Below are 24,125 nucleotides of genomic sequence, written 5' to 3' on the forward strand. Positions count from 1 at the left end.
AGCTACCCGGTCGGCGCAAAGCGCCGCCGGATGACAGGCTCCGCGGAGCAATCCACTTCTCCCCGCAGGGATAGATGGATTGCTTCGTCGCTGCGCTCCTCGCAATGACGGAAGGAGCGGTCAGCCCCGCGCCCTCTCCACCTCCACCGCCTGCCATGCGATGTCGCGGCGGTAGAAACCATCAGGCCATTGGATGCGATCGACGGCCTGATAGGCACGCTCTCTCGCCTCAGTGACGGTCTTCGCCATCGCGCAGATGTTCAGCACGCGGCCGCCATTGGCGACAATGCCACCGTCCTTTGCCACCGTACCGGCATGGAAGATTTCGACGCTGTCGATCTTGGCCGCATCATCGAGCCCATCGATGCGCGTGCCCTTCTTGTAGTCGCCGGGATAACCCTTAGCCGCCATCACCACCGTCAGAGCAGGCTCGGGATACCAACGCAGGTCGAAATGCTTCAGTTCTCCGTCGCAGGCCGCCAGAAACGCAGGCACGATGTCCGACATCATTCGCAGCATCAGCACCTGGCATTCGGGGTCTCCAAAGCGGACGTTGTATTCGAACAGCTTTGGCCCCTGCTCCGTCAGCATCACGCCGGCGTAGAGCACGCCGCGAAACGGCATGCCGCGCTTCTTCATCCCCGCAACCGTCGGCAGGATGATCCGCGCCATGATCTGGTCGTGAATTTCAGCCGTCACGAACGGCGTCGGCGAATAGGCGCCCATGCCGCCGGTGTTCGGCCCCTCGTCGTGATCGAACACGCGCTTGTGGTCCTGCGCCGAAGCGAGCGGGATCGCGGTGTCGCCGTCGCACAGCGCGAAGAAGCTGATCTCGCGGCCGGCGAGGAATTCCTCGATCACGACTTCCGTTCCCGCCGCGCCGAACGCGCCGTCGAACATCATGGCGATGGCAGCTTCCGCCTCAGCCAAAGTCTTCGCTACCACGACGCCCTTGCCGGCGGCCAACCCATCGGCCTTGACCACGATCGGCGCGCCCTGCGTGCGCACATAGGCCAGCGCATCATCGGCCGTAGTGAAGCGGTTATAGGCGCCAGTCGGAATATCGAATTCGCGGCACAGGTCCTTCGTAAATCCCTTTGAGCCCTCGAGCTGCGCCGCCTGCTTGCTTGGACCGAACGCCTTGATGCCGGCTTTCGCGAGATCGTCGACGATCCCGGCGGCAAGCGGCGTCTCCGGGCCGACCACGACGAGATCCACGGCGTTCGTTTTGCAGAACGCGATCACCGCGCCATGATTCGCAACGTCGAGCGCGACGCATTCAGCTTCGCGCGCGATGCCGGCATTGCCCGGCGCGCACCACAATTTGGTCAGCAGCGGGGAAGCCGCAATCTTCCACGCCAGAGCGTGTTCGCGGCCGCCGGAACCGAGCAGGAGAATGTTCATTCGGAATGCAGCCAAGTGGAGGGGTTGCCGGCCATTGCGCGACGGTTTAGCACGGCCGGAGCCCGCCGCAACAACGTGTCCATTCCCGTGTGGATATGTGCTCTGGCTGCCCCAACACGGCCTCGGCACCTTGCGGAAGCGCCGGAAAAGGCCGATTCTACGCCCTGATATGCCAGCAGATAACCTGATCAACGCGCCCGAATTCACCGTCTCGGAACTGTCCTCCGCGCTGAAGCGGACGGTCGAGGACCGCTTTGGCCATGTCCGCGTGCGCGGCGAAATCTCCGGCTTCCGCGGGCCGCACTCCTCCGGCCATTGCTATTTTGCGCTGAAGGACGAGAGCGCCAAGATCGAGGCGGTGATCTGGAAGTTCGCCCACGCCCGGATGCGGTTCAAGCCGCAGGAAGGGCTCGAGGTCATCGCCACCGGCAAGCTCACGACTTATCCAAACTCCTCGAAATACCAGATCGTCATCGACTCGCTGGAGCCTGCCGGCATCGGCGCGCTGATGGCGCTGATGGAGGAGCGCAAGCGGAAGCTGGCCGCCGAAGGCCTGTTCGACGAGGCGCGCAAGCAATTGCTGCCGTGGCTGCCGGAAGTGATCGGGGTCGTCACCTCGCCGACGGGCGCGGTTATCAGAGACATCCTGCATCGGCTGCACGACCGTTTTCCCCGCCGAGTGCTGGTGTGGCCGGTGAAGGTGCAGGGCGAAGGCTCGGCCGAGCAGGTTGCGGCGGCCATCCGCGGCTTCAACGCGCTACCCGAGACCGGACGAATCCCGCGGCCCGATCTCCTGATCGTTGCGCGCGGCGGCGGCTCCCTGGAGGATCTGTGGTCGTTCAACGAGGAGATCGTGGTTCGCGCTGCCGCCGACAGCACGATCCCGCTGATCTCGGCCGTCGGCCACGAGACCGACATCACGCTGATCGATTTCGCCGCCGACAAGCGCGCGCCGACGCCGACGGCGGCGGCCGAAATGGCCGTTCCCGTGCGCAGCGAGTTGTTCGCCGAGGTGGAAAGCCTGGCGCGCCGCACCATGGTGTGCTGGCAGCGTGGCCAGGAGAGCCGCCGCAACGAATTGCGCGCCACCGCCCGCGCGCTGCCGAGTTTGAGCGAACTGCTCGCGATCCCCAGGCAGCGGCTGGATCACCTCGGCGCCGCCCTGCCCCGCGCATTGAAGGCCAATACGCACGCCCATCACCGCCGCTTTTCGCATCTCAGCGCCGGCCTGACGCTGAAGGTGCTGCGCGGCCAGGTCGCGCAGGCCAGCCATCGTCTTACGGTGTCGGGCGAGCGGATCAGGCTGTCCGCCCGCGCCCTGCTGCGCAACCGGCGCGACCGTTTTGCCGGGCTGGAGGTCAGGCTCAAGGCATCGAAACTCTCCAACGCCCAGGCGCAGCGCAATGCGATTGCGCGCGACCGCGAACGCACGCAACGGCTGGCCGAGCGTGCCCGCCGCGCGCTTGAGACCGCGATGCAGCGGCTCGACGCGCGGGTCGCCCATAGCGGGCAATTGCTGTCGGCACTGTCCTACCGCGGCGTGCTCGCACGCGGCTTTGCGCTGGTGCGCGACGAGCACGGCCACGCCGTCCATGCCGCCGCCGCGGTCGGGCCGAGCGCACGTCTCTCAGTCGAATTCGCCGACGGCCGCGTGGGCGTCACCGCGGATGCGGACCGGCCGCAGCCGACGGCTCCGGCCCCAAGCGCGCCGAAGACGGCGCCGCGCGAGACGAAGCCCGCCGCGCCGAAGCGCGTGCCAAAGCCGGTCGATCAGGGAAGCCTGTTTTAGCGCGCCAGCCACTCCGTGACGCGCTGTTGCGCATCCTTGCGCGCATCCGCGTCGGTGCCGATATGGCCGTGTTCGGGCAATGCCGCGTCGGCGCCCGCGATCGCTCGCAGCGGAAGGTTGGCGCGGTCGAAATCGTGCGCCGCCCCGGGATAGACCACGATTCGCGCCAGCGCGCTGCGGCCGCGGGCACCCTCCACCATCTGACGGCAGGCCGACGGCGAACTGATGTCGTCCTTCGCGCCAATCAACAGCAGCGTCGGCACCCGCGTGCTCCAGCCGAGGCCGGAGGAGATCCGGCAGTCCGGATAGAACGCGATGGCCGAGCGGAAATCCGGGTCAATCCCGCGCGAAGATGATTGCGGGCGTACCGCCCACAGCACCGCGCTGGCGCCGTTGGCCCATCCAAACAGGCTGATGCGGTCACGCGCGACCCAGGGCTGCTGCAACAGCCATTGCCGCGACGCGTTGACATCGGCCACCCGCTCGCGGCGGTCAAGCACGCGGCGCTCCTTGGCGCGGCATTGCGGGTCGAGCTCGCGCGAACCGTAACTGTCCGGCAACAGCACGGCATGGCCGGACTTCAGGAGCTGTTCCGCCCAGTCACGGTAGCGCGGCAGCACCGGCTCGGATTGCCCGCTCAATCCGCCGCAGCCATGCAGCGCTATTACCGTGGGAAATGGGCCGTCGCCATCAGGCTTATAGAGCTGCGCGTGCAGGGTCAGTCCGGTCGCCGGGATATCGACCTGGCGCGGGGCCGGCAACGGCGCGGCGCCGGCCGTGGAAGCCGCAGCAAGGAGCGTCAGGAATAGCGTTGCTGACAACAGGCGCATCGGTCTCTGTCGGATCGGTATGACGCTGCGGTAACGATGAAATTCACGCTATCATGCAGGGGACGCAAAATCATCACAAGTAGGTCAGTTTGCGGGGCGGACAGTACGACCTATTTATGATAGATCGAATCCGGAGAATACACTTAAGGCCGGCCCGCGCGCCGGCCCATCGGAGAGTTTGGCGGTGCTCAATAAATTCGGCCCCTCGGGCCATGGCGAAGCGCAGGTGCAATATCTGGACGGCGATTTCCGTGTGATCTCGCCCGGAACCTATGTGCGCTGCGCCGTCACCGACGTGCGGATTCCGCTCGACGAATTGAAGTACTGGAGCGTCGATCTGCAGGAGGCCTATTCGGTTCCGGGCGCCGTGCTGCAGCGGCACTTTCCCGGCGCGCTGAAGACGCAGGGTTAAGATCGCTTCGGGCTACGATTATTTCCTCTCGCGCGCCTTGAATAGCCGGTCGGCGACGAATTTTTGCAGGCGCGCAGGATCATCGAACTCTAGCGTTACCGCGAACGGCACGATGTGTCGCCGATCGCGCAGCCGCGCCAGATCCTTTTCCGTCGTCACCAATGTCAGCCCGTCGCGCCGAGCCTCGGTAATCAAGCCTTCGATCTCGGTCTGTGAATACGGGTGATGGTCGGCGAAAGCCTGCTGCCTGACGACATTGATGCCGCTTGAGCGCAGCGTGTTGAAGAATCGGACGGGATCGCCGATGCCGGCAAATGCCAGCACGCGCTTGCCCCGAAGCGCGGCGACCGGCGCGTCATCCGGCTTCAGATGCGCGTGCAGTACCGGCTTGCCCTGTGCGGCAATCTCGGCGGCCACCGGCTCGGCAGCGGTGCCGTCGCCGACAATGATCAGCGCGTCGGTGCGCGCCAGTTGCGGCCGCAGCGGCGCGCGCAGCGGTCCGGCGGGAAATACCTTCCCGTTGCCAAGTCCGCGTTCGCTGTCGATCACGATCAGGGAGGCGTCCTTGATGATCGACGGATTCTGGAAACCGTCGTCCATCAGGATCACGGTCGCGCCTTGCGAGCGCGCCAGCGGCACGCCGTCGGCGCGCTTGCGCGACACCACGACCGGCAGATGGCCTGCAAGCATCAGCGGTTCGTCGCCGACATCGGCCGCCGCATGCCGCTCAGGATCGACCCGGACCGGCCCGCGCAATTCACCGCCATAGCCGCGGCTCAGCACGACCGGCGTCTCGCCGAGGTTGCGCATGAGCTTCGCCAGCGCCAGCACGGTCGGCGTCTTGCCGGCGCCGCCGACGTGGTAATTGCCGACGCAGAGCACTGGAATGCCGGCATTCAACCCCTTGCGCTGCAGGCGCTGTGCAGCGATGGCGCCATAGAGCGCGGCGAGCGGTTTCAACAGATGCGAGTTGAGCGAGGACGGGCCGTGCCAGAAGCCCGGCTCACGCATTGCCGGTTCCCATCTCGATCCGCACCTGCAGCAGATACGGCTCGAGCGCAGAGAGCGTTCGCTCCAGCGCGCCGCCGAGCTGACCGACCACGCGCTCGGATGCGGTGAGCACGGCTTCGCGCGCCCTGGGATCGGCGAGCATCTGCCCGAACTGCTTGACCAGCGCTTCCTGCGTATCGGCCCGCCGCGCGCCGCCTGCGGAATCGAGGGCTTCGTAGACGTCGGTGAAGTTGAAGACGTGAGGGCCGTGGACGATCGAGGCGCCGAGCTTGATCGCCTCGATCGGATTCTGCCCGCCATGCTCGACCAGCGATCCGCCCATGAATACGATCGGCGCCAGCCTGTAGAAAAGTCCGAGTTCGCCCATGGTGTCGGCGACATAGATGTCGGTCGTGGCGGTGGGCAAGTCCTCATGCGAGCGCAAGGTCGGATTGAGGCCCGAAGCGGAGATCATCCGCGCGATGGCCTCGCCGCGATCGGGGTGTCGCGGCACGATCACCGTCAGCAGCCCCGGGAAGAATCCGGCGAGCGTCCGGTGGGTTGCCGTCACGATTTCTTCTTCGCCCGGATGCGTGGAGGCCGCGACCACCACCGGCCGGCCGCGCGTCATCGACATCAGCATATCCAGCTTGTTGGCGTCAGCCGGCGGTGCGGGAACGTCGAGCTTGAGATTTCCCGTGACCATGACGTTGCGGCTGCCCAGCGCGGCAAACCGATCCGCATCGGTCTGCGACTGCGCCAGGCAGATGTCGAACTTGTCGAGGAGCGCCGAAATGGTGCCGGCAACCCGGCGCCAGCGCGGAAACGAGCGCTGCGACATCCGTCCATTGATCAGCACCATCGGCAGCCGCCGCGCGGCACTCGACAGGATCAGATTCGGCCACAGATCGGACTCGATGAACAGCGCCAGCGACGGACGCCAATGATCGAGGAATCGCGCGACGTAGCGCGGCGAGTCATAGGGAACATATTGATGGATGACGTCCCGGGGGAACCGCTTGGCGACGATCGCAGCCGAAGTCACGGTGCCCGACGTCAGGAGGATGCGCAGGTCCAAGGCCCGCAGCCGCTCGATCAGCGCAGCCGCCGCCAGCACTTCGCCGACGCTGGCGCCGTGAATCCACACCAGAGGCCCTGCGGGGCGAACATCGGCGCTCATGCCGCGGCGTTCGCCTACCCGCGCCGGGTCTTCCTTGCCGAGCTTCAAGCGCCGGTTGATGACGGCAGGCGACAACGGCACCATCACGGAGGACAGTTTCCGGTAGACGCGCAACGTCATCGGCAGTGGATCAGCCAAGAGCTGCCTCCGGACGCCCGACAGCCGCGTAGGCGCGTCGAGTCGCTTCGTTCAGCAAAGCTTCTACCTGAAGGCGCAGCTTTTCCATAGTCTCGGAGTCGGCGTCCGGCGGCACGTATATATGTTCAATGCCTACCACGGCGCCGCGCCCGAATGGCAAATTGATGGTGGTGGAGTCCCAGTTTTTCAACCGGATGAACCGGCTGGTCACCATCGCAAAGGGCATGATCGGCCGGCCAGACTCCCGCGCCAGCATGATGATGCCAAGCCCGACCACCCGCGCGCGCTTCGGCACGTCGGCGGTGGTAGCGACATTCCATTTGTCTTCCAGCGCCTGCAGCATCTCGCGGAACGCACCGACGCCGCCCTTGCGGTGGAAGGCGCCACTATGATCGCCGGAGCCCCTGATGGTTCCGATGCCGAGCCGCTCGGCGGCGATGGCGTTGAACTCGCCGTCGCGGTGTCGCGAGATCAGGACCTTGGCGCGGTGGCTCTCTTTGGTCTTGATGAACGGCGTCATGAAATGCTGGCCGTGCCAGAACGCGAAGATCGCCGGCATCTCCGGCTCGACGATGCCGTAGATGTTGGCAGGGTCGTAGCTGAAGCGGTTGGTCAGCCAGACCAGCCGCAGATATTCGGCCGCGAGCACACCCAGCGCGCGCTGAACCCAGGTGCTGCGCAGCAAATCGCGAAGGAGACGTTTCAACTGGAGGACTTCGCGTCTTGACCTGGGTCGAGCAGCCGGTGGAGGTGAACCACGAAGTAGCGCATGTGGGCGTTGTCCACGGTCTGCTGCGCCTTCGCCTTCCAGGCCGCGTGAGCGGATGCGTAATTGGGGTAGACGCCGACGATGTCGACCTGGTCGAGGTCCTTGAATGTGGTGTGTTCGAGATCGGTCAACTCGCCGCCGATGACGAGATGCAGCAATTGCTGCGGGGCACTATCTGGCATGTTGGTCTTTCCTAACGAGGTGCCCGGCGAGCAAGATCGACAATGTGAATCGCGGTATGAACGGGATGATTTGTGGCGCGGATTTCGACCGATTCAGGGCAACCGACGATCCCGGAAATGCTCGACAATGCGCGCATGCCGATCGTGTCCCGCCGCCACAAGCACCCCGTGCACCACCTCCCGGCGATTATACTCAATCGCATCCCCCGAGAGCGCGGTCATTCTACCATTCGCTTCCTGCACGATCAAATTCGCCGCGGCAAGATCCCAATCGCGGCTCTGGCCGCCTGCAAAAGCGGCATCGAGACTGCCATCGGCGACCCGGCACAGCCGCAGCGCCAGCGATCCGATTCGCGGATGCAGCGTGATGTCGTCCGGTGACGAACTCAGCCGCTGCACCAGCGGTTTTGGGCCGGCCATGCGGGAAAAATCGAGCTCCGTTCCTGCGGATGCACGGACCCGCTTTTCGTTCAGCATGGTGCCCTTGCCGCGCATTGCGAAAAAGAATTCGTCGCTGGCGGGCGCGAACACCGCCGCAAGTACCGGGGTTGAACCCGAAACCAGCGCCACGCTCACGCACCAGTCCTCACGATGCGCGAGATAGGCGCGGGTGCCGTCGATCGGATCGACGATCCAGACCAGTTCCTTGCCGAGCCGCGTGTCGTCATCGACGCTTTCCTCGGACAGCCAGCCATATTCCGGCGTCGCCGCGCGCAGCCGCCGTTCGACGAGGTCGTTGACGGCGATATCGGCCTCGGAAACCGGCGAGGAAGCGCCCTTGGTCCAGTTCTTCAACTCGGTGCGAAACAGCGACAGTGCCAGCGCGCCGGCCTCGCGCACGGTGTTCTTCAGCAGCGCGGCATCGCGCGCCCAGATCCGGTCGGCGGTATCAGCGTCCGCCAAGCGTCAGGCCCTCGATGCGCAGCGTCGGCGCGTTGACGCCGTAGCGGAATTCCAGGTCGTTGGCGGGAACGAGCGACTTGAACATTGCCAGGAGGTGGCCGGCGATCGTCACCTCGCTGACGGGATAAGTGATCTCGCCGTTCTCGATCCAGAAACCGGAGGCGCCGCGGCTGTAATCGCCGGTCACGCCGTTGACACCGGAGCCGATCAGGTCGGTGACGTAAAAGCCCTGCTTGATGTCGGAGATCAGTTCCTTCGGCGTCATCGCGCCGGGTTCGAGATGCAGATTGTACGACCCCGGCGACGGCGACGACGACACGCCGCGATGGGCATGTCCGGTCGTGACCATCCCGAGCTCGCGCGCGGTGGCGCAGTCCAGCAGCCAGGTGGTCAGCACGCCCTCATCGATGAGCGCGAGCTTCTTCACTCTGACGCCCTCGGCGTCAAAAGTCTGCGAGCGCAGGCCGCGCACGCGCAAGGGGTCGTCGATGATGCGGATGTTCTTCGAAAACAACTGCTCGCCAAGCTTGTCCTTGAGGAAGCTGGTCTTGCGCGCAATCGAAGCGCCGTTGATGGCGCCGACGAGATGACCGACCAGCGACCCCGAGGCCCGGGGATCGTAGACGACCGGCACCTTGCAGGTCTCGACCTTGCGCGGATTGGAGCGCGCCACGGTACGCTCGCCTGCCCTGCGGCCGACGCTCTCGGGAGCATCGAGGTCGGACGCATGCGGGGCCGAGGTGAAGTCGTAATCGCGCTCCATGCTGGTGCCTTCGCCGGAGATCGCGGTCACCGAGATGCCGTGGCTAGAGCGCAAATATGAGCCGTGGAAGCCCGTCGAGGTCACCAGCACCATGCCGCCGATGCCGCTCGAGGCGGACGCGCCGCTCGACTTGGTCACGCCCTTGACTGCCAGAGCTGCGGCTTCCGCTTCGCAGGCACGCCGCTCCAGCTCGCTTGTGGTCGGAATATTGCGGTCGAGCAGATCGAGCTCGGCGAACTCGCGCGCTAGCAGCGAGGGATCGGCGAGGCCGACATATTTGTCGTCGGGCGCGACGCGGGCCATCGCGACCGCCCGCTCGGCTAGTTTGGCGACGCCGTCGCCGGAAATGTCGTTGGTCGAGACCACCGCCTGGCGCTGGCCGACCAGCACGCGCAGCCCGACATCGTCGCCTTCGGAACGCTCGGATTCTTCGACCCGGCCATCGCGGACTTCGACGCCTTGCGAAACCCCGCGCACCGCGACCGCGTCGGCGGCATCCGCGCCCGCACGCTTGGCGGCCTCGACCAGCCGCTGCGCCAACGTCGAGAGCGCCGATTGATCGAACAGGTCGGAAGTTGCGGAGGCCTTCGAAAGCGGCGAAGCCGTGGATGGTGAAGAGTTCACAAACAAAATCCCTGACATTGAAGGGTTCGGACGCCGGCCGGCAAGGCCCTGAGATGTGCCCGATTCACAGGGATTTCAAGCATTTTGCGGCGCCAAATGCCAAACATTTTCGGCATCTGCGCAAGGTCTCGTCAATCATGTGAGCCAAGGTCTTGTCAATCATGCTGGCGGGTGACTTCTCCTTAACCAGGCTTTTTAAGGCGAAACGGAAATTGCTCGGCTAAGGTCTCGCGTATCGACCGGGAACATAATCCCGGCGGGGAGATGAGAGCCGTGGGGCGTCAAACAGCAATAAGCGGGATCAATCCCGCCGGGTCGAGCCGTTCATTGCGGCTCGACCCTCTTTCTCTGCCGCTCAGCTTCCATGCGCACGACACCCGTGCGGACGGCGGCGTGCGCAGGATTGAACTTCATCGCGAGCGCGTTGTGCTGCACCGTGCCGTCCAGGGCATGCGGATGGCGATCAACGTCCGCGTCAGCGATTTTCTCGGCGTCGCGCTGCGTGGTCTGGACGACGATGCACAGATGCTGGTGCTGGCGCATCGCGACCCGTCTTTGAACATTCCCTTGTGCGTGAGCTCCGACGACGAGGAGATCGCCTCCGCCTGGCAGATGTGGAGCGACATCTTCGCGCTGCCGCTATTGGCGGAAGATGATTACCGCGAACCGTCCGCCCGCCGCCGCCGCCACAATGCGGTCCGCGCCCGTCGCCCGAAATTCCTGGTGCGCCGCCGGCTCGGCAACTTGCTCAACACCGAGACCGTTCATCACGACGAGCGCGAGATCATCGCGCGAGATTAACCTCGTCATCGCTTCTGCACCTGCAGGATGAGTGAGGCGCTCCTCATCGCCGTCGTCTCTGCGAACGCAGGGACCCATACGCCGCGGCAGCACTTATTGAGCGCGCGGGTCGACGATGTTCTTCAACAACGAAAGCCTGTTGTTATGGGTCCCTGCTTTCGCAAGGGACGACGAAGGGTACACTACGCGCGCATCACTGCGTCCACGAGCAATCCCGCAAACAGTAACAACCCCGCATCGCGGTTCGACTTGAACAGGCGCAGGCACAGCGCGGGATCGCTTATGTTCAATCGCCCGATCTGCCAGGCCAGATGCGCGGCAAACGCAATCAGCCCGATCCACGCCGGCCAGCGCGCGCCGCCCAGCGCCAGCGCAACGCCGATCAGAACCACGGCGAGCGAATAAAGCACCGAGAGTGCCCGATGGGTGCTCGCGCCGAACAGGCGTGCCGTCGACTTGATGCCGATCAGCGCGTCGTCCTCGGCATCCTGATGGGCGTAGATCGTGTCATAGCCGATCACCCAAGCGATCGAGCCGGCGTAGAGCACGAGTGCGGTGAGATCGATTCGGCCAAGCGTGACCGCAAATCCCATCAGCGCGCCCCAGGAGAACGCCAGCCCCAGCACCACCTGCGGCCACCAGGTGATGCGCTTCATGAAGGGATAGACCGCGACGATGACGAGCGAGGCGACGCCGGTCAGGATCGCAACGCGGTTGAACTGCAGGAGTACCGCGAGCCCGATCAACGCCTGCAGGACCAAAAAGGCGAACGCCTGCGCCACGCTGATCTGGCCAGCGGGCAGCGGCCGCGACCGCGTGCGCTCGACGCTGGCGTCGAGGTCGCGGTCGGTGATGTCGTTCCAGGCGCACCCCGCCCCGCGCATCACGAAGGCGCCGATGAAGAACAGCACGATCACGAGCGGCAATTGCGAGATGTCACGCGCGACGCCGGCGGCCAGCGCCGCCGACCACCAGCACGGCATCAGCAACAACCACGAGCCGATCGGACGGTCGTAACGGGAAAGCCGCAAGTAAGGCTGCGACCAGGACGGCGCACGCGTATCGACCCAGTTGCCGGTCGCATCGGCAACGCGGGTAGACGCGTCGCTCATCGGATCGCGGTCATCGCGCGAGAACGTTGCCGTTCAGCGTATCGAAGGTGCTGCCGCCCTTCCTGACCGTCTGCGCCTCGGGGAGCGCCGCGGAGGAGCCGAGCACCTCGCTCAGGCTCGGGCCGGCCGGTCGCTGCGTCCGCGCCTGTTCCGCCACCCCGCAAACCTGCTTCTGCATCTTCTCGGTGTTCTTGTGGCCGTTCTTGAGCTGGTCGGCGATCTGCGGCGGAATTCCGCACTTGGCCGAGTTGGTCTGGACATACTCGATCATCTTCAATTCGGCCTTGCCGAAATTTCCGATCAGCTTGCAGGCTTCATCGGGCGGCGCCTTGCGGTCGCTCGCGGCCTTGATCAGCTTGCCGCGCCGCTCGGCCTCCTCGCGCAGCGGGACGAAGCCCTGCATGCAGGCGTCCGCCGAACCGCTGGCCTGTGGCGGCGGGCCGCTGAATCCTCTGGAAACCGGGGCAGCGCCCTGCGACGGAAACGGCGAGGGTGCGCCGACCGAGGCCGATGGCGCCGCGCCATTCACCGGCGGAAACGGCGAATTCGCGGGCGCGGCGCTCTGGTTGGGCAACGGCGCCGGGAACGCGCCCTGCGCGAAGGCTTGGCCCGCGTGAACGGTCACGACGGCAGCGGTCAGCGGCACAATCAGGCGGCGGATCATCACGGCGGTATCTCCGGCTAGGTCCAGGCAACCCCAGCGTCTTCGAAAACGAAGCGGATTTGCGGTGGGCACTTTTTACGATTCCTGCCGACGCTTAACAACCCGTTGATTGGGGCAGCAGCGCGGCGCAAGGACGCCCCGGAAGCTAAAAATAGCGTCCGGATTCTAGCGCTTTAGGCTAAAAGCGGTGCGGACACGGAATATTACGGATGCCTGACCTCGATTTTCGCGCCCCGCGCCTGTTCGTCGACGCCCCCTTGCGGGAGGGCGAGAGAATCGCGCTGGAGCGCAACCAGAGCAATTATCTGGGCAATGTGCTGCGGCTCGCGGCCGGCGAAACCATTTTGGTGTTCAACGGCCGCGACGGTGAATGGCAGGCAGCAATCGAGGGCCGCAAGCGGCCCGATGGCTTGAGCATCGTCGCGCAGACGCGGCCGCAGGACCGCCTGCCCGACATCGCCTATGTCTTTGCGCCGCTGAAACATGCGCGCCTCGACTACATGGTGCAGAAGGCGGTCGAGATGGGCGCCTCAAACCTGCAGCCGGTGCTGACGCGGCATACCCAGGTCTCGCGGGTGAACGGCGAGCGGATGCGCGCCAACGTCATCGAGGCCGCCGAACAATGCGGAATCCTGAGCCTTGCGCACGTTGCCGAGCCGGTCGCACTCGACCGCTTTCTCGACAAGCGCGAAGCCAGCCGCCTGCTGGTGTTCTGCGACGAGGCGAGCGACGTCGCCGGTCCGGTGCAAGCGCTGCAAGCGGCGCAGGCCGCCGGCTCCGGCATTGACGTCCTGATCGGCCCCGAGGGCGGATTTGCCGAGGAAGAGCGGGCACTCTTGATGCGGCAGCCCAGGACGCTGCGGCTGTCTCTGGGGCCCCGCATCCTGCGCGCGGATACCGCCGGTGTCGCCGCGCTGACCCTCGTGCAGGCCGCGCTTGGCGACTGGCAGGCGCCGGGATAGCCGGTGGCGGGCCAACCGGGCGAGACATCGCCCATTAATTCAGTTGGCCAATCCCTGTCGAAACGCCGCCCCGGCCATGCTAAGGCCTGCGCCAATGAGCCGCCCGGAACCCCCGGGGAGTCCCAAACGAACCCTGGAACCCGGATTTTTCCGGATATTTGGACGAAAAATGACCGCGACCGCTGCCGCCAGAGGTGCTGCCGGGTCCGCCGCCTGGGCGGACGCGCTGCTATTGTCGTTTGCACAAGGCGGCTACGTCCAGGCTCACCCGGATATCCTGCAGCCGGCCGAGCCGTTCCTCGACCTCTCCGGCGAGGACATCCGCAAGAGCCTGTACCTGACCACCGACCCCTCCGGCGAGGAACTCTGCCTGCGCCCCGACCTCACCATTCCGGTGGCGCGGGACTATCTCGCCTCGGGACGCGCCGGAAAGCCGGCGGGCTTCAGCTATCTCGGGCCGGTGTTCCGCTATCGCGGCGGCCGTCCCAGCGAATTTTTGCAGGCCGGCATCGAGTCCTTCGGCCGGCAGGACCGCGCCGCGGCGGATGCCGAAATGCTGGCGCTGGCGCTGGAAGCGACCTCGGCGTTCGGATTGAAGGATGTCGAAATCCGCACCGGCGACGTCGCGCTGTTCATTGCGCTGATCGACGCGCTCGATCTCTATCCGGTGTGGCGGCGGCGGCTGATCAAGGATTTCAACCGCAAGGTCAGCCTCGCCGAGGACATCGAGCGGCTGACGCTTGCGACTGCGCCCGGCCGCAACGAATATGAGGGCGTGCTCGCGGCGCTCGCCGGCTCCGACCGCAAGGCGGCGTTGGCGCTGGTCACTGACCTGATGTCGATCGCCGGCACCACCAATGTCGGCGGACGCACGGTCGACGAAATCGCCGATCGCTTCCTCGAACGATCGACCTTGAAAGGCGGCGCGCTGCCGCGCGACGCGCTCGATATCATCAAGCGCTTCCTGGCGATTGCGGGCGATCCCGATGAATCGGTGGCGCAACTGCGTGCGCTGGCATCAGACGCCAAGCTCGATCTTGCGCCGGCGATCGACCAGCTCGAAAGCCGCATCGGCTTCATGGCCGCGCGCGGCATCGACACCAAGCGAACGCGCTTTTCCACCTCGTTCGGCCGCGGGCTCGATTACTACACCGGGTTCGAATTCGAACTGCATGCGAAAGACAATGGGATCGAGCCGCTGGCGGGAGGCGGACGCTACGATGGCCTGATGACGCAACTCGGCTCGGCTTCGCCGATCCCGGCGGTCGGCTTCTCAGTGTGGATCGAGGCGCTGACGCAGCTCGGCCAGTCCAACGCGCAAGGGGGCGTCGCATGACCGTTCCCTTCGTCCTCGCCGTTCCCTCCAAGGGCCGCTTGCAGGAGAATACCGAGGCGTTTTTCACGCGCGCGGGGCTTGCGCTGGCAAAACCGCGCGGCGCTCGCGACTATCGCGGTACCCTTACAGGCCTCGACAATGTCGAGATCGCCTATCTCTCGGCGAGCGAAATCGCTTCGCAACTGGCGCGCGGCATGGTGCATCTCGGCGTCACCGGCGAGGATCTGTTGCGCGAAAGCATCCCCGATGCCGACAAACGCGTCCTGCTGATCGACAGCCTCGGCTTCGGCAGCGCCAATGTCGTCGTCGCGGTGCCGCAGGCCTGGATCGACGTCCGCACCATGGCCGATCTCGACGACGTCACAACCGGCTTCCGCGCCCAGCATAACCGGCGGATGCGGGTCGCGACCAAATACATCAACCTGACGCGCAACTTCTTCGCCGCTCACGGCGTGGTCGACTATCGCATCGTCGAAAGCGCCGGCGCCACCGAAGGCGCGCCCGCCGTCGGCACCGCCGAGATGATCGTCGACATCACGACGACAGGTGCGACGCTCGCCGCCAACGGGCTGAAGGTGCTCGACGACGGCGTGATTTTGCGTAGCCAGGCCAACCTCGTGGCCTCTCGCGATGCCGACTGGTCGGCTGAAGCCCGCGAGACCGCGCGCGTCATCCTCGATCACATCGCAGCTCGAGCCCGGGCCAGCCAATATCGCGAGGTGCGCACCCGTTTCACCGGCTGCAACGAGGCGTTGCTTAACGAGGCGCATAACCGCTTTGGTGTGGTGGCGCCGTTCGGCGGGCCGACCTCGTCCGGCATGCTCACGCTGCACTGCCCGCCGATGCATCTTTACGCGCTCGGCAGTTTCCTGCGCGAGCACGGCGCCGACACGGTCTCGATTGCCTCGCTCGACTATGTGCTCGACCGCGAAAACCCGCTATTTGCCAGGCTCGAGACGTTCCTGCGGCAATAAGGCCGCCGTTTCGTTCATCATTGCGACAGCTACCCGCGGGTAACATATACGGTTGAACAATCTGGGACCTGATCGATGACGCTCGGCTCTGACGTTTCCCGCCTGACGACGACCGCAGCCAGCGCCGCGGCGAAAGGCTTGTCGATTGTCGTGCCGCTGTACAACGAGGCGGCAGGACTCGCTTTGCTGCACGAGCGGTTGATCGGGCTCGTCAAGACGCTGAAGGCGCGCTACGGCCTCGTATGCGAAGTGGTCTATGTCGACGACGGCAGCGCCGACAACACGCTGGCGATCGCGCGTTCGCTTGCCGCCGATGCGCTCGACGTGCAGATCGTCTCGCTGTCGCGCAATTTCGGCAAGGAGGCAGCGCTGATGGCGGGGCTCGACCATGCCCGCCGCGGCGCCATCCTGTTCATGGATGGCGATGGCCAACATCCGCCAAGCCTGGTCGAAAAGCTCGTCGCGCACTGGATCGATGACGGCTACGACGTCGTCTATACGGCGAAGGCGCATCGCGACAATGAACCGTTCCTGCGCCGCCAGGCCGTGCGTGGCTTCTACGCGCTGATCAATTGGGGCGCGCGGCAGAAGATCCCCGCGGACGCCGGCGACTTCCGCCTGCTGTCGCCACGTGCGGCGGCCGCGCTGCGGCAGCTTCCCGAACGCAACCGCTTCTTCAAGGGCCTGTCGAACTGGATCGGCTTCCGCCAGATCCGCGTCGACTACGAGCCGGCGGCGCGCGCGCACGGCGTCACCACGTTCAGCCCGGGCCGGCTGATCGGCCTGTCGATCGAGGGACTGACGTCGTTCTCGGTGGCACCGCTGCGCTTTGCCAGCCTGCTCGGCGTGCTGCTCGCCATCAGCGCCTTCCTGTTCGGCCTCACCATTCTCTGGGAGGTCTGGACCACCGGCAAGCAGGTCCCCGGCTATCCCTCGCTGATGATCGGCATGATGACGATCGGCGGCGTGCAGCTCATCATGATCGGCATTGTCGGCGAATATATCGGCAAGATCCTCTCCGAGCTGAAGGCGCGTCCGATTTACTTCGTCGCCGAGCACAACGAGAAGCGTGCCGATGGCGAGACGGCGGCCAGCGCCACCGAACGGACCGCCGCCGAATGAACGATGCCGCGCCGCCGCGCCGGATCTGGCTATGCGCCGACGATTACGGGCTGGCCGAAGGCGTCAACCGCGCCATCCGCGATTTGATCGGCCGCGGCCGTCTCAATGCCGCCTCGGTGATGGTGGTCGGCGCCGCGATCGGGCGCGCCGAAGTCGCCGCGTTGCAGGAAGTTGCGGCGGCGAGCCCGCGCTGCGCGATCGGACTGCATGCGACGCTGACTGCGCCGTTTCGTCCGCTGACAATGCACTTCAGACCGGTCGACGGCGGCTTGTTCCTGCCGTTTTCGAAGCTGCTGCGCGCGGGCCTGCTGCGGCGGCTCGATTCCGAAATGATCGAAGACGAACTCGCAGCTCAGCTTGCAGCCTTCGAGGACCTGTTCGGCCGCGCACCCGATTTCGTCGACGGCCATCAGCACGCGCAACTCTTCCCTGGGGTACGCGACGCTTTTCTGCGCGCGGTCAAGGAGGCGGCCCCGAGCGCCTGGGTTCGCCAGGGTGGACGCCTCAAGCCGTTGGGCCAACTGCTCGGCGCGCCGAAGGCTTTGGTGCTCGACGTCCTCAGCGCGCAATTTCGCAAGCGCGCGGTCCATGCAAATATCCCGTTCAACCCCGCCTTCGCCGGCGCCTATGATTTTTCGAAAGAGCCCGATTTCGGCGTGCTGATGCGACAGTTCCTCGAAGGGCTGCCGGAAGGCGGGCTCGTGATGTGCCACCCCGGCTTTGTCGACGAAACGCTCGAGGGCCTCGATCCCCTGACCACCCAGCGCGAGGCAGAACACGCATTTCTGGCAGGCGATCGATTCCCGACATTGCTCGCGGCTAACAAAGTCACATTGAGTTGACAGATATCTGCAAAAAGCCGCTTGGCGTTTTGTCGCATACCAAAATTTAATTCGGCCGCCCACTACTTGCGACACAAAGCCTTCCTTACATCTTTGGGCGCGTCGATCACGATTCGACGCGAGGGAGAGGGCCATGACACCGCAAGAACGCCAACTGATTGACGATCTTTTCGACCGGCTCGCCAGGCTGGAGAGCGCCAAGCGCGATCCGGAGGCGATGTCCGCAATCATGGAGGGCCTGCGCAACGCGCCCAACGCGGTCTATGCGCTGGTGCAAACCGCGCTTGTGCAGGACGAGGCACTGAAGCGCGCCGACATGCGCATCCAGGAGTTGGAAGCGGCGGCGGGCCAGCAAACCCAATCCGGCGGCTTCCTCGATTCGATGCGCGACGCGATCTTCGGGCAGAACCAGCAGCACGGCCAAAACCAGGGCTCCGTGCCCAACGTTCGCGCGCCCGACATGGGCGGCCGCCCGACCTGGAACAGCGGCCAGGTGCTGCAGCAAACGCAGCCGCCCGGACAATATAACCAGCCGGCCTATGGCGAGCCGCAGCCGCAGCAAGGCGGCGGTGGCGGCTCATTCCTCGGCACGGCGGCGGCAGCCGCAGCCGGCGTGGTCGGCGGATCGCTGCTGCTCAACAGCATTCGAGGGATGATGGGCGGCGGCAGTAATCAGCAAGCGTTCGGCGACACGGCGAACCACAGCGGCGGCGTCGAAGACCGCAGGCCGTGGGGCGATCAGTCCGGCGGCGATCTCGCGCGCGAGGCCGGAATCAATGACATCGGGTCGTCGAGCCGACGCGCCGACAACAATGACGACAGTGGTTCGCGGCAGGGATTCTTTGATCAAGCCTCGCACGACGAGGGCAACGACATGGATCATGATGCCGACGGTTTTGACGGTGACGACGGCGGTGACAGCGATTACGCATGACGCGCGTCAGCGATGAAAGCGCAAACGGCCGCCCGATGGGCGGCCGTTTTGATTGTGGCAGAGGCTGAAGCCGCTATCTCGCACAACGACGAGCAATGGTGGTTATGGGTCCCTGCGAACGCAGGGACGACACTGTTTTTGCGGCTTCACTCTTGCTCGACAATCAGATCACCACCACTTTCGCCCCGACGCCGACGCGGCCGTAGAGATCGATCACGTCCTCATTGCGCATGCGGATGCAGCCGGACGAGACATTGGTGCCGATGGTCCAGGGCTCGTTGGAGCCGTGGATGCGATACAGCGACGACCCCAGATACATCGCGCGCGCGCCGAGTGGATTTTGCGGGCCGCCTTCCATGTGCCGCGGCAGATCGGGGCGGCGCGCCAGCATTTCCGGTGGCGGCGTCCAGGCCGGCCATTCCTTCTTCGCCGAGATCGTCTTGACGCCCGACCAGGTGAAGCCGGGACGGCCGACGCCAACGCCGTAACGCAGCGCCTTGCCGTCGCCCTGCACCAGGAACAGGAATTTGTTCGGGGTGTCGATCACGATGGTGCCCGGGCTTTCCTTGCCGTGATACTCGACCACCTGCTTTTCATATTTCGGATCGAGCCGGTGCTGCGCGGGGTCGAATGCTTCCTCCTCCTCGCGCCGCATCGGCTGCTGCGGATCCATCGGCGGCAGCAACGCGCGCCGCCCGCCATAACCGTAATCCGGCTGTTGCTGATAGGCCGGCGCTTGTTGATAGCGCCCGCCCTGCGGCGCATCGCCGAACAGGAATTCGATGAAGCCGCCGCCCATGTTGGAGCGTTCGGCAGAAGCCATGCGCGCCGGCGCCGGTTGGCGGGCGTAGATCACGGTGGGTTCAGTTGATGAGGAGGCGTCGATCGCAGCAGCCTCACTGGCGAAGCAAAGGCAAGACACGCTCGCGAAGAGCGCAACAAGGATTTTTCCGGACATCGACGTACTCTGTACTGTTCGTCACTGCGGGTTCGCATCGCGCAACGGCGCGACGAACGCCGCTGCGCGCGATCAATACAAATCAAAACCTAATCGGTTTGGTAAACAGAAGTCGCGTTTCGATTCACCACATCGGCAAGCGCGCCCGGATTTGTCCGGTAGCGTTTATTTTGCGTGAACGCGGGCCCCTCATGGTTAATCGGTGGTGAGCGATTGCGGACAAACCGCCACCACGACGCCTTCCCGCGTGAACCTGACGTTAAATGGCATCGGTTTAAAACACACGTGAAATGAAGGGGTGGGAAATACTCATGTCGGTCAATCGCAAACGTTTTCGTATTGAAGCCATTCTGGGCGATGCGCCAATTGTCATGCCTACAGAAGGCGGCGAGATCGGCCCGATGCATCGCGAGATCATGGCCGAGCTGCGCGCAATCCGTGCACAGATGGCCGGCTTCGGCCACGCCCGCGCCGCTTCGACCGAGAGCGCGGACATTATCCGCGAAGTTGCCGAGTCCCACGCGCTTCTGGAAACCTATCGCGCGCAGATCGAGCAGTGCGAGAAGCTGAAGGTCGAGCTCGATCTCATTCACGACGCCATCAACCGCACCAAGCGCGAAATCGCTACCCTGCACGGCAAGAGCTTTGACGGCCAGGAAATGGCCAAGGTCAACGGCGAACTCGGGGCCGTCGTCGGCGGTACCGAACAGGCCACCCAGCAGATTCTGGAAGCCACCGAAGCGATCGACCAGGCGGCGACCGCGCTTTCCAAGAACATTTCTCCGGACCAGCAGAAGCTGCTCAGCGAAGATATCCAGGAACGCGTCGTCTCGATCTTCGAGGCCTGCAATTTCCAGGACCTCACCGGCCAGCGCATCAGCAAGGTGATGAACACGATGAAGTTCATCGAACAGCACATCGTCGAGATGATGGAAATCTGGGGTGGCGTCGATGCCATCAAGGCGCACGCGCCCCCGATCGTCGATACCCGCGAAGGCGACGCCAAGCTGCTCAACGGCCCGAAGATGGACGGCGACGACGGTCACGCCTCGCAGAATGACATCGACGCATTGTTCGACTGATCGGTCTGGTTAACGCGGACTAAACAAAACGCCGGCAGCGATGCCGGCGTTTTTTTGTTGCCTGGTTGTCCGTCCTCCGCCGTCGGAGAGACGTCTAATCACGCCCGCGGCGCGCAGCGGACATAGACCATGTTGCCGTAACGGACCGCGGCATCCTTTTCGATGAAGCGGGTGACCATGATGCGGCCGTCGAACGAGACGATCTCGCGGTCCTGGTCGCCGCCGGCTGGGCCGGGCGGGCCGATGTAGTTCTTGCCGCTCGGACTGCCTTTGAGGCGCAGTTCCTGCGGCGTCGCCTGATCGGCCAGATGCATGACCACGCCACCATTGGCGCCGGCGCCGATCACATAGGGCTGCTTGCACTGTCCGCGCGCCGCGGCCTCGGTGCGGGCGCGGTCATTGGGATTCTGGAACGAGGCAAGGCCCCAGCGGCCGACGATCTCGTCGGCGCGGATGGTTGCCGGCATTTCCGGCGCGACTTCGGGCTCGGGCGGCGGACTGGATGACAGCGACGGCAGGCTCATGCTGCTGCACGCCGCCAGCAAGATCGAAAGCGCCGACGCGATCGCCAGATTGGCAACCGTACGCGCATTACGTGAGCTGATCATCGCATTCCCCCGAGCAATCACTTGGCCGCTCCCGTCGAGCAGCCGAGAAGCAGCCGATTAAGGCAGCCAATCGCAAAAAGCCTGCCGGAGCAATGACGTCGGCTAAAATGACGCCGCTGCACCGATTTGGTTTCCGAAGCACCATCCTATATTGGCCTCACCAAGGCTTTAATCTCCTTGTTTGCTTGACAGGAACAGCGCCAAGACATATTCCCCGGCCCCACGTTTAGCACTCAAATACAACGATTGCTAAGGGTTGTGCTGCCCCGCCCCGGGGCGGCGTTGAATACCGGCATTCCCAGCCATTTTCGAGTGGTACAGGCCCGAAACCTAAGCCTCCCAGAGGAACTTCAAGAGGAGACGTCATGGCTAAAACCAAATTCCGTCCACTGCACGACCGCGTCGTGGTCAAGCGCATCGATGCCGAAGAGAAGACCAAGGGCGGCATCATCATTCCCGACAGCGCCAAGGAAAAGCCGTCGCAGGGCGAAATCACCGCCGTGGGCCCGGGTGGCCGCGACGAGGCCGGTAAGCTGATTCCGATCGACGTCAAGGTCGGCGACCGCGTGCTGTTCGGCAAATGGTCGGGCACCGAGGTCAAGCTCGATGGCGAGGAACTCCTGATCATGAAGGAGTCCGACATCATGGGCGTGCTGACGTAAGTCGATAGATCCGAGCGCTTGCCGCGCTCTCAGGTGTCATGCCCGGACTTGATCCGGGCATCCATCATTCTTCGAAGAGGATGGATTGCCGGGTCACTGATCACGAAGACGCACTTCGTGCTTCTGCCCGGCAATGACGAGTGAATAGAGCAGCGGCTGTTTACCTCAATTTCAAGGAGCAACTCACATGGCTGCCAAAGACGTTAAATTTTCCGGCGACGCCCGCGACCGCATGCTTCGCGGCGTCGACGTTCTCGCCAACGCGGTGAAGGTGACGCTCGGTCCGAAGGGCCGCAACGTCGTGATCGAGAAGAGCTTCGGCGCTCCCCGCATCACCAAGGACGGTGTCACCGTCGCCAAGGAAATCGAGCTCGAGGACAAGTTCGAGAACATGGGCGCGCAGATGCTGCGCGAAGTCGCCTCCAAGACCAACGACACCGCGGGCGACGGCACCACCACCGCCACCGTGCTGGCGCAGGCGATCGTGCGCGAGGGCGGCAAGGCGGTCGCCGCCGGCATGAACCCGATGGACCTGAAGCGCGGCATCGACATCGCGGTTCACGCCGTGGTCAAGGACCTCGAGAAGCGCGCCAAGCCGGTCGCCGCCTCCTCCGAGGTCGCCCAGATCGGCACCATTTCGGCCAATGGCGACACCGCGATCGGCAAGATGATCGCGCAGGCGATGCAGAAGGTCGGCAATGAAGGCGTGATCACGGTCGAGGAAAACAAGTCGCTCGAGACCGAAGTGGACATCGTCGAGGGCATGAAGTTCGACCGCGGCTACCTGTCGCCCTACTTCATCACCAACGCCGAGAAGATGACCGCCGAGCTGGAAGACGTCTACGTGCTCTTGCACGAGAAGAAGCTGTCCGGCCTGCAGTCGATGCTGCCGGTGCTGGAGGCCGTGGTGCAGTCCGGCCGTCCGCTCCTGATCATCGCCGAGGACGTCGAGGGCGAGGCGCTGGCGACGCTGGTGGTCAACCGCCTGCGCGGCGGACTGAAGGTCGCCGCCGTCAAGGCGCCGGGTTTTGGCGATCGCCGCAAGGCGATGCTGGAAGACATCGCGATCCTGACCGGCGGTCAGCTCATCTCCGATGAACTTGGCATGAAGCTCGAAAGCGTCACCATCAACATGCTCGGCCGCGCCGGCAAGGTGGTGATCGACAAGGAAAACACCACGATCGTCAAGGGCGCCGGCAAGAAGAAGGACATCGAGGCTCGCGTCACCCAGATCAAGTCGCAGATCGAGGAGACCACCTCGGACTACGACCGCGAGAAGCTGCAGGAGCGCCTTGCAAAGCTCGCCGGCGGCGTCGCGGTGATCAAGGTCGGCGGCGCGACCGAGATCGAGGTCAAGGAGAAGAAGGACCGCGTCGAGGACGCCCTCAACGCGACCCGCGCGGCGGTGCAGGAAGGCATCGTGCCGGGCGGCGGCGTGGCGCTGCTCCGCGCCAAGAAGGCGGTCGGCCGCATCAACAACGACAATTCCGACGTTCAGGCCGGTATCAACATCGTGCTGAAGGCGCTGGAAGCCCCGGTTCGCCAGATCTCGGAAAACGCCGGCGTCGAAGGCTCGATCGTGGTCGGCAAGATCTTGGAGAACAAGTCGGAGACCTTCGGCTTCGACGCCCAGACCGAGGAATATGTCGACATGGTCGACAAGGGCATCATCGACCCGGCCAAGGTGGTGCGCACCGCGCTGCAGGACGCTTCGTCGGTGGCCGGCCTTCTGGTGACCACCGAAGCCATGGTCGCCGAATTGCCGAAGGAGCCCGCCCCGGCGATGCCCGGCGGTGGCGGCGGCATGGGTGGAATGGGCGGCATGGGCTTCTGAGCCCCGCCCCTTCTCACGCCAACCAATCGAAGGCCGCCTCCGGGCGGCTTTCCTTTTTGGCTGCGAACTGCGTGGGCATTTCAGGCTCTGAAGTCATGTGAGCCACTGATGGGACTCCCTCCCCTTTTGCTGGATACGAGACGCGCAAGCCTCCTCACGGCCTTCTTTTTGGCCGAAGCTACCGAGGTTTGCTACCTAGGGTCTGTTGGGATTCAGGATTCTCATCCGGGCTTGGTTGTGATTCAAGCTA

General features: G+C 64.7%; 25 protein-coding genes. 13 read left to right on the top strand and 12 right to left on the bottom strand.

Annotation, left to right across the window (positions count from 1 at the left end):
- Positions 1-120: 120 nt before the first annotated feature.
- Positions 121-1,404 carry a phosphoribosylamine--glycine ligase gene (purD, locus tag CQ13_RS07125; RefSeq protein WP_057842275.1) on the bottom strand — a complete coding sequence of 428 codons (1,284 nt, stop codon included), beginning with the start codon at positions 1,402-1,404 and terminating at the stop codon, positions 121-123.
- A gap of 169 nt (positions 1,405-1,573) precedes the next feature.
- Here purD and xseA point away from each other — a divergent pair, with 169 nt between their 5' ends.
- Complete coding sequence (gene xseA, locus CQ13_RS07130; protein WP_057842276.1) at positions 1,574-3,193, top strand: exodeoxyribonuclease VII large subunit; 1,620 nt, start codon at positions 1,574-1,576, stop codon at positions 3,191-3,193.
- Here xseA and CQ13_RS07135 read toward each other — a convergent pair.
- A complete protein-coding gene (locus tag CQ13_RS07135; RefSeq protein WP_057842277.1) occupies positions 3,190-4,023 on the bottom strand; it encodes a dienelactone hydrolase family protein in 834 nt (277 codons plus the stop codon). The genes xseA and CQ13_RS07135 overlap by 4 nt on opposite strands.
- 184 nt (positions 4,024-4,207) lie before the next feature.
- Here CQ13_RS07135 and CQ13_RS07140 point away from each other — a divergent pair, with 184 nt between their 5' ends.
- Positions 4,208-4,435 (top strand): DUF2093 domain-containing protein, encoded by a 228-nt coding sequence (locus tag CQ13_RS07140; RefSeq protein WP_057842324.1) that lies wholly within the window; start codon positions 4,208-4,210, stop codon positions 4,433-4,435.
- 18 nt (positions 4,436-4,453) lie between these two features.
- Here the strand turns inward: CQ13_RS07140 and lpxK are convergent, their stop codons facing one another.
- From lpxK to CQ13_RS07170, 6 genes are all read right to left on the bottom strand, one after another.
- Positions 4,454-5,446 carry a tetraacyldisaccharide 4'-kinase gene (gene lpxK / locus CQ13_RS07145; protein WP_057842278.1) on the bottom strand — a complete coding sequence of 331 codons (993 nt, stop codon included), beginning with the start codon at positions 5,444-5,446 and terminating at the stop codon, positions 4,454-4,456.
- Complete coding sequence (locus CQ13_RS07150) at positions 5,439-6,743, bottom strand: 3-deoxy-D-manno-octulosonic acid transferase (RefSeq protein ID WP_057842279.1); 1,305 nt, start codon at positions 6,741-6,743, stop codon at positions 5,439-5,441. Before CQ13_RS07150 ends, lpxK begins: the two co-directional genes overlap by 8 nt.
- Positions 6,736-7,449: a lysophospholipid acyltransferase family protein gene (locus tag CQ13_RS07155; protein WP_057842280.1), complete on the bottom strand. Its 714-nt coding sequence runs from the start codon at positions 7,447-7,449 to the stop codon at positions 6,736-6,738. Before CQ13_RS07155 ends, CQ13_RS07150 begins: the two co-directional genes overlap by 8 nt.
- Positions 7,446-7,694 (bottom strand): DUF4170 domain-containing protein, encoded by a 249-nt coding sequence (locus CQ13_RS07160; RefSeq protein WP_057842281.1) that lies wholly within the window; start codon positions 7,692-7,694, stop codon positions 7,446-7,448. Before CQ13_RS07160 ends, CQ13_RS07155 begins: the two co-directional genes overlap by 4 nt.
- A 93-nt stretch (positions 7,695-7,787) precedes the next feature.
- Entirely contained in the window at positions 7,788-8,597 is an 810-nt protein-coding gene (locus CQ13_RS07165) for an inositol monophosphatase family protein (RefSeq protein WP_057842282.1), read from the bottom strand.
- Entirely contained in the window at positions 8,584-9,984 is a 1,401-nt protein-coding gene (locus tag CQ13_RS07170) for a TldD/PmbA family protein (protein WP_057842325.1), read from the bottom strand. Before CQ13_RS07170 ends, CQ13_RS07165 begins: the two co-directional genes overlap by 14 nt.
- 273 nt (positions 9,985-10,257) lie before the next feature.
- Here CQ13_RS07170 and CQ13_RS07175 point away from each other — a divergent pair, with 273 nt between their 5' ends.
- The gene (locus CQ13_RS07175) at positions 10,258-10,785 is read left to right on the top strand and encodes a DUF6101 family protein (RefSeq protein ID WP_057842283.1); all 528 of its coding nucleotides are present in this window, start codon (positions 10,258-10,260) and stop codon (positions 10,783-10,785) included.
- A gap of 182 nt (positions 10,786-10,967) precedes the next feature.
- Here CQ13_RS07175 and ubiA read toward each other — a convergent pair whose 3' ends face one another.
- Both ubiA and CQ13_RS07185 read right to left on the bottom strand, forming a co-directional pair.
- Complete coding sequence (gene ubiA / locus CQ13_RS07180; protein WP_057842284.1) at positions 10,968-11,897, bottom strand: 4-hydroxybenzoate octaprenyltransferase; 930 nt, start codon at positions 11,895-11,897, stop codon at positions 10,968-10,970.
- Positions 11,898-11,907: 10 nt separating this feature from the next.
- On the bottom strand, positions 11,908-12,561 hold the full coding sequence (locus tag CQ13_RS07185) for a hypothetical protein (protein WP_057842285.1): 654 nt from the start codon (positions 12,559-12,561) through the stop codon (positions 11,908-11,910).
- Positions 12,562-12,770: 209 nt separating this feature from the next.
- Between CQ13_RS07185 and CQ13_RS07190 the strand changes: the two genes are divergently transcribed.
- The 6 genes from CQ13_RS07190 (at position 12,771) to CQ13_RS07215 (ending at position 18,731) form a co-directional block, all read left to right on the top strand.
- Positions 12,771-13,523 (top strand): 16S rRNA (uracil(1498)-N(3))-methyltransferase, encoded by a 753-nt coding sequence (locus CQ13_RS07190; protein WP_057842286.1) that lies wholly within the window; start codon positions 12,771-12,773, stop codon positions 13,521-13,523.
- Positions 13,524-13,692: 169 nt separating this feature from the next.
- Positions 13,693-14,859: an ATP phosphoribosyltransferase regulatory subunit gene (locus tag CQ13_RS07195; RefSeq protein WP_057842287.1), complete on the top strand. Its 1,167-nt coding sequence runs from the start codon at positions 13,693-13,695 to the stop codon at positions 14,857-14,859.
- Positions 14,856-15,833: an ATP phosphoribosyltransferase gene (hisG, locus tag CQ13_RS07200; RefSeq protein ID WP_057842288.1), complete on the top strand. Its 978-nt coding sequence runs from the start codon at positions 14,856-14,858 to the stop codon at positions 15,831-15,833. The genes CQ13_RS07195 and hisG overlap by 4 nt, the downstream gene beginning before the upstream one ends.
- Before the next feature lie 75 nt (positions 15,834-15,908).
- On the top strand, positions 15,909-16,955 hold the full coding sequence (locus CQ13_RS07205; protein WP_057842289.1) for a glycosyltransferase family 2 protein: 1,047 nt from the start codon (positions 15,909-15,911) through the stop codon (positions 16,953-16,955).
- Positions 16,952-17,797 (top strand): ChbG/HpnK family deacetylase, encoded by an 846-nt coding sequence (locus CQ13_RS07210; protein WP_057842290.1) that lies wholly within the window; start codon positions 16,952-16,954, stop codon positions 17,795-17,797. The genes CQ13_RS07205 and CQ13_RS07210 overlap by 4 nt, the downstream gene beginning before the upstream one ends.
- A gap of 133 nt (positions 17,798-17,930) precedes the next feature.
- Positions 17,931-18,731, top strand: coding sequence for a DUF2076 domain-containing protein (locus CQ13_RS07215; protein ID WP_057842291.1), 801 nt, complete (start codon positions 17,931-17,933; stop codon positions 18,729-18,731).
- 163 nt (positions 18,732-18,894) lie between these two features.
- Here the strand turns inward: CQ13_RS07215 and CQ13_RS07220 are convergent, their stop codons facing one another.
- Positions 18,895-19,689 carry a L,D-transpeptidase gene (locus CQ13_RS07220; protein WP_057842292.1) on the bottom strand — a complete coding sequence of 265 codons (795 nt, stop codon included), beginning with the start codon at positions 19,687-19,689 and terminating at the stop codon, positions 18,895-18,897.
- Here CQ13_RS07220 and CQ13_RS44960 point away from each other — a divergent pair.
- The gene (locus CQ13_RS44960; protein ID WP_210183064.1) at positions 19,589-19,867 is read left to right on the top strand and encodes a hypothetical protein; all 279 of its coding nucleotides are present in this window, start codon (positions 19,589-19,591) and stop codon (positions 19,865-19,867) included. The genes CQ13_RS07220 and CQ13_RS44960 overlap by 101 nt on opposite strands.
- Before the next feature lie 133 nt (positions 19,868-20,000).
- Complete coding sequence (locus tag CQ13_RS07225; protein WP_057842293.1) at positions 20,001-20,771, top strand: protein phosphatase CheZ; 771 nt, start codon at positions 20,001-20,003, stop codon at positions 20,769-20,771.
- A gap of 98 nt (positions 20,772-20,869) precedes the next feature.
- Here CQ13_RS07225 and CQ13_RS07230 read toward each other — a convergent pair whose 3' ends face one another.
- Entirely contained in the window at positions 20,870-21,379 is a 510-nt protein-coding gene (locus CQ13_RS07230; RefSeq protein ID WP_057842294.1) for a hypothetical protein, read from the bottom strand.
- Positions 21,380-21,744: 365 nt separating this feature from the next.
- Here CQ13_RS07230 and CQ13_RS07235 point away from each other — a divergent pair, with 365 nt between their 5' ends.
- The gene (locus tag CQ13_RS07235; RefSeq protein WP_057842295.1) at positions 21,745-22,041 is read left to right on the top strand and encodes a co-chaperone GroES; all 297 of its coding nucleotides are present in this window, start codon (positions 21,745-21,747) and stop codon (positions 22,039-22,041) included.
- 187 nt (positions 22,042-22,228) lie between these two features.
- Positions 22,229-23,875: a chaperonin GroEL gene (gene groL / locus CQ13_RS07240; RefSeq protein WP_057842296.1), complete on the top strand. Its 1,647-nt coding sequence runs from the start codon at positions 22,229-22,231 to the stop codon at positions 23,873-23,875.
- Positions 23,876-24,125 lie beyond the last annotated feature (250 nt).

This window comes from Bradyrhizobium retamae, from assembly GCF_001440415.1.
GTDB lineage: Bacteria > Pseudomonadota > Alphaproteobacteria > Rhizobiales > Xanthobacteraceae > Bradyrhizobium > Bradyrhizobium retamae.

Coding starts and splice junctions, on each gene's coding strand:
- purD (WP_057842275.1), bottom strand. CDS start 1,404: ATGAACATTCTCCTGCTCGGTTCCGGCGGCCGCGAACACGCTCTGGCG.
- xseA (WP_057842276.1), top strand. CDS start 1,574: ATGCCAGCAGATAACCTGATCAACGCGCCCGAATTCACCGTCTCGGAA.
- CQ13_RS07135 (WP_057842277.1), bottom strand. CDS start 4,023: ATGCGCCTGTTGTCAGCAACGCTATTCCTGACGCTCCTTGCTGCGGCT.
- lpxK (WP_057842278.1), bottom strand. CDS start 5,446: ATGCGTGAGCCGGGCTTCTGGCACGGCCCGTCCTCGCTCAACTCGCAT.
- CQ13_RS07160 (WP_057842281.1), bottom strand. CDS start 7,694: ATGCCAGATAGTGCCCCGCAGCAATTGCTGCATCTCGTCATCGGCGGC.
- ubiA (WP_057842284.1), bottom strand. CDS start 11,897: ATGAGCGACGCGTCTACCCGCGTTGCCGATGCGACCGGCAACTGGGTC.
- CQ13_RS07185 (WP_057842285.1), bottom strand. CDS start 12,561: ATGATCCGCCGCCTGATTGTGCCGCTGACCGCTGCCGTCGTGACCGTT.
- CQ13_RS07190 (WP_057842286.1), top strand. CDS start 12,771: ATGCCTGACCTCGATTTTCGCGCCCCGCGCCTGTTCGTCGACGCCCCC.
- CQ13_RS07195 (WP_057842287.1), top strand. CDS start 13,693: ATGACCGCGACCGCTGCCGCCAGAGGTGCTGCCGGGTCCGCCGCCTGG.
- hisG (WP_057842288.1), top strand. CDS start 14,856: ATGACCGTTCCCTTCGTCCTCGCCGTTCCCTCCAAGGGCCGCTTGCAG.
- CQ13_RS07205 (WP_057842289.1), top strand. CDS start 15,909: ATGACGCTCGGCTCTGACGTTTCCCGCCTGACGACGACCGCAGCCAGC.
- CQ13_RS07210 (WP_057842290.1), top strand. CDS start 16,952: ATGAACGATGCCGCGCCGCCGCGCCGGATCTGGCTATGCGCCGACGAT.
- CQ13_RS07215 (WP_057842291.1), top strand. CDS start 17,931: ATGACACCGCAAGAACGCCAACTGATTGACGATCTTTTCGACCGGCTC.
- CQ13_RS07220 (WP_057842292.1), bottom strand. CDS start 19,689: ATGTCCGGAAAAATCCTTGTTGCGCTCTTCGCGAGCGTGTCTTGCCTT.
- CQ13_RS07225 (WP_057842293.1), top strand. CDS start 20,001: ATGTCGGTCAATCGCAAACGTTTTCGTATTGAAGCCATTCTGGGCGAT.
- CQ13_RS07230 (WP_057842294.1), bottom strand. CDS start 21,379: ATGATCAGCTCACGTAATGCGCGTACGGTTGCCAATCTGGCGATCGCG.
- CQ13_RS07235 (WP_057842295.1), top strand. CDS start 21,745: ATGGCTAAAACCAAATTCCGTCCACTGCACGACCGCGTCGTGGTCAAG.
- groL (WP_057842296.1), top strand. CDS start 22,229: ATGGCTGCCAAAGACGTTAAATTTTCCGGCGACGCCCGCGACCGCATG.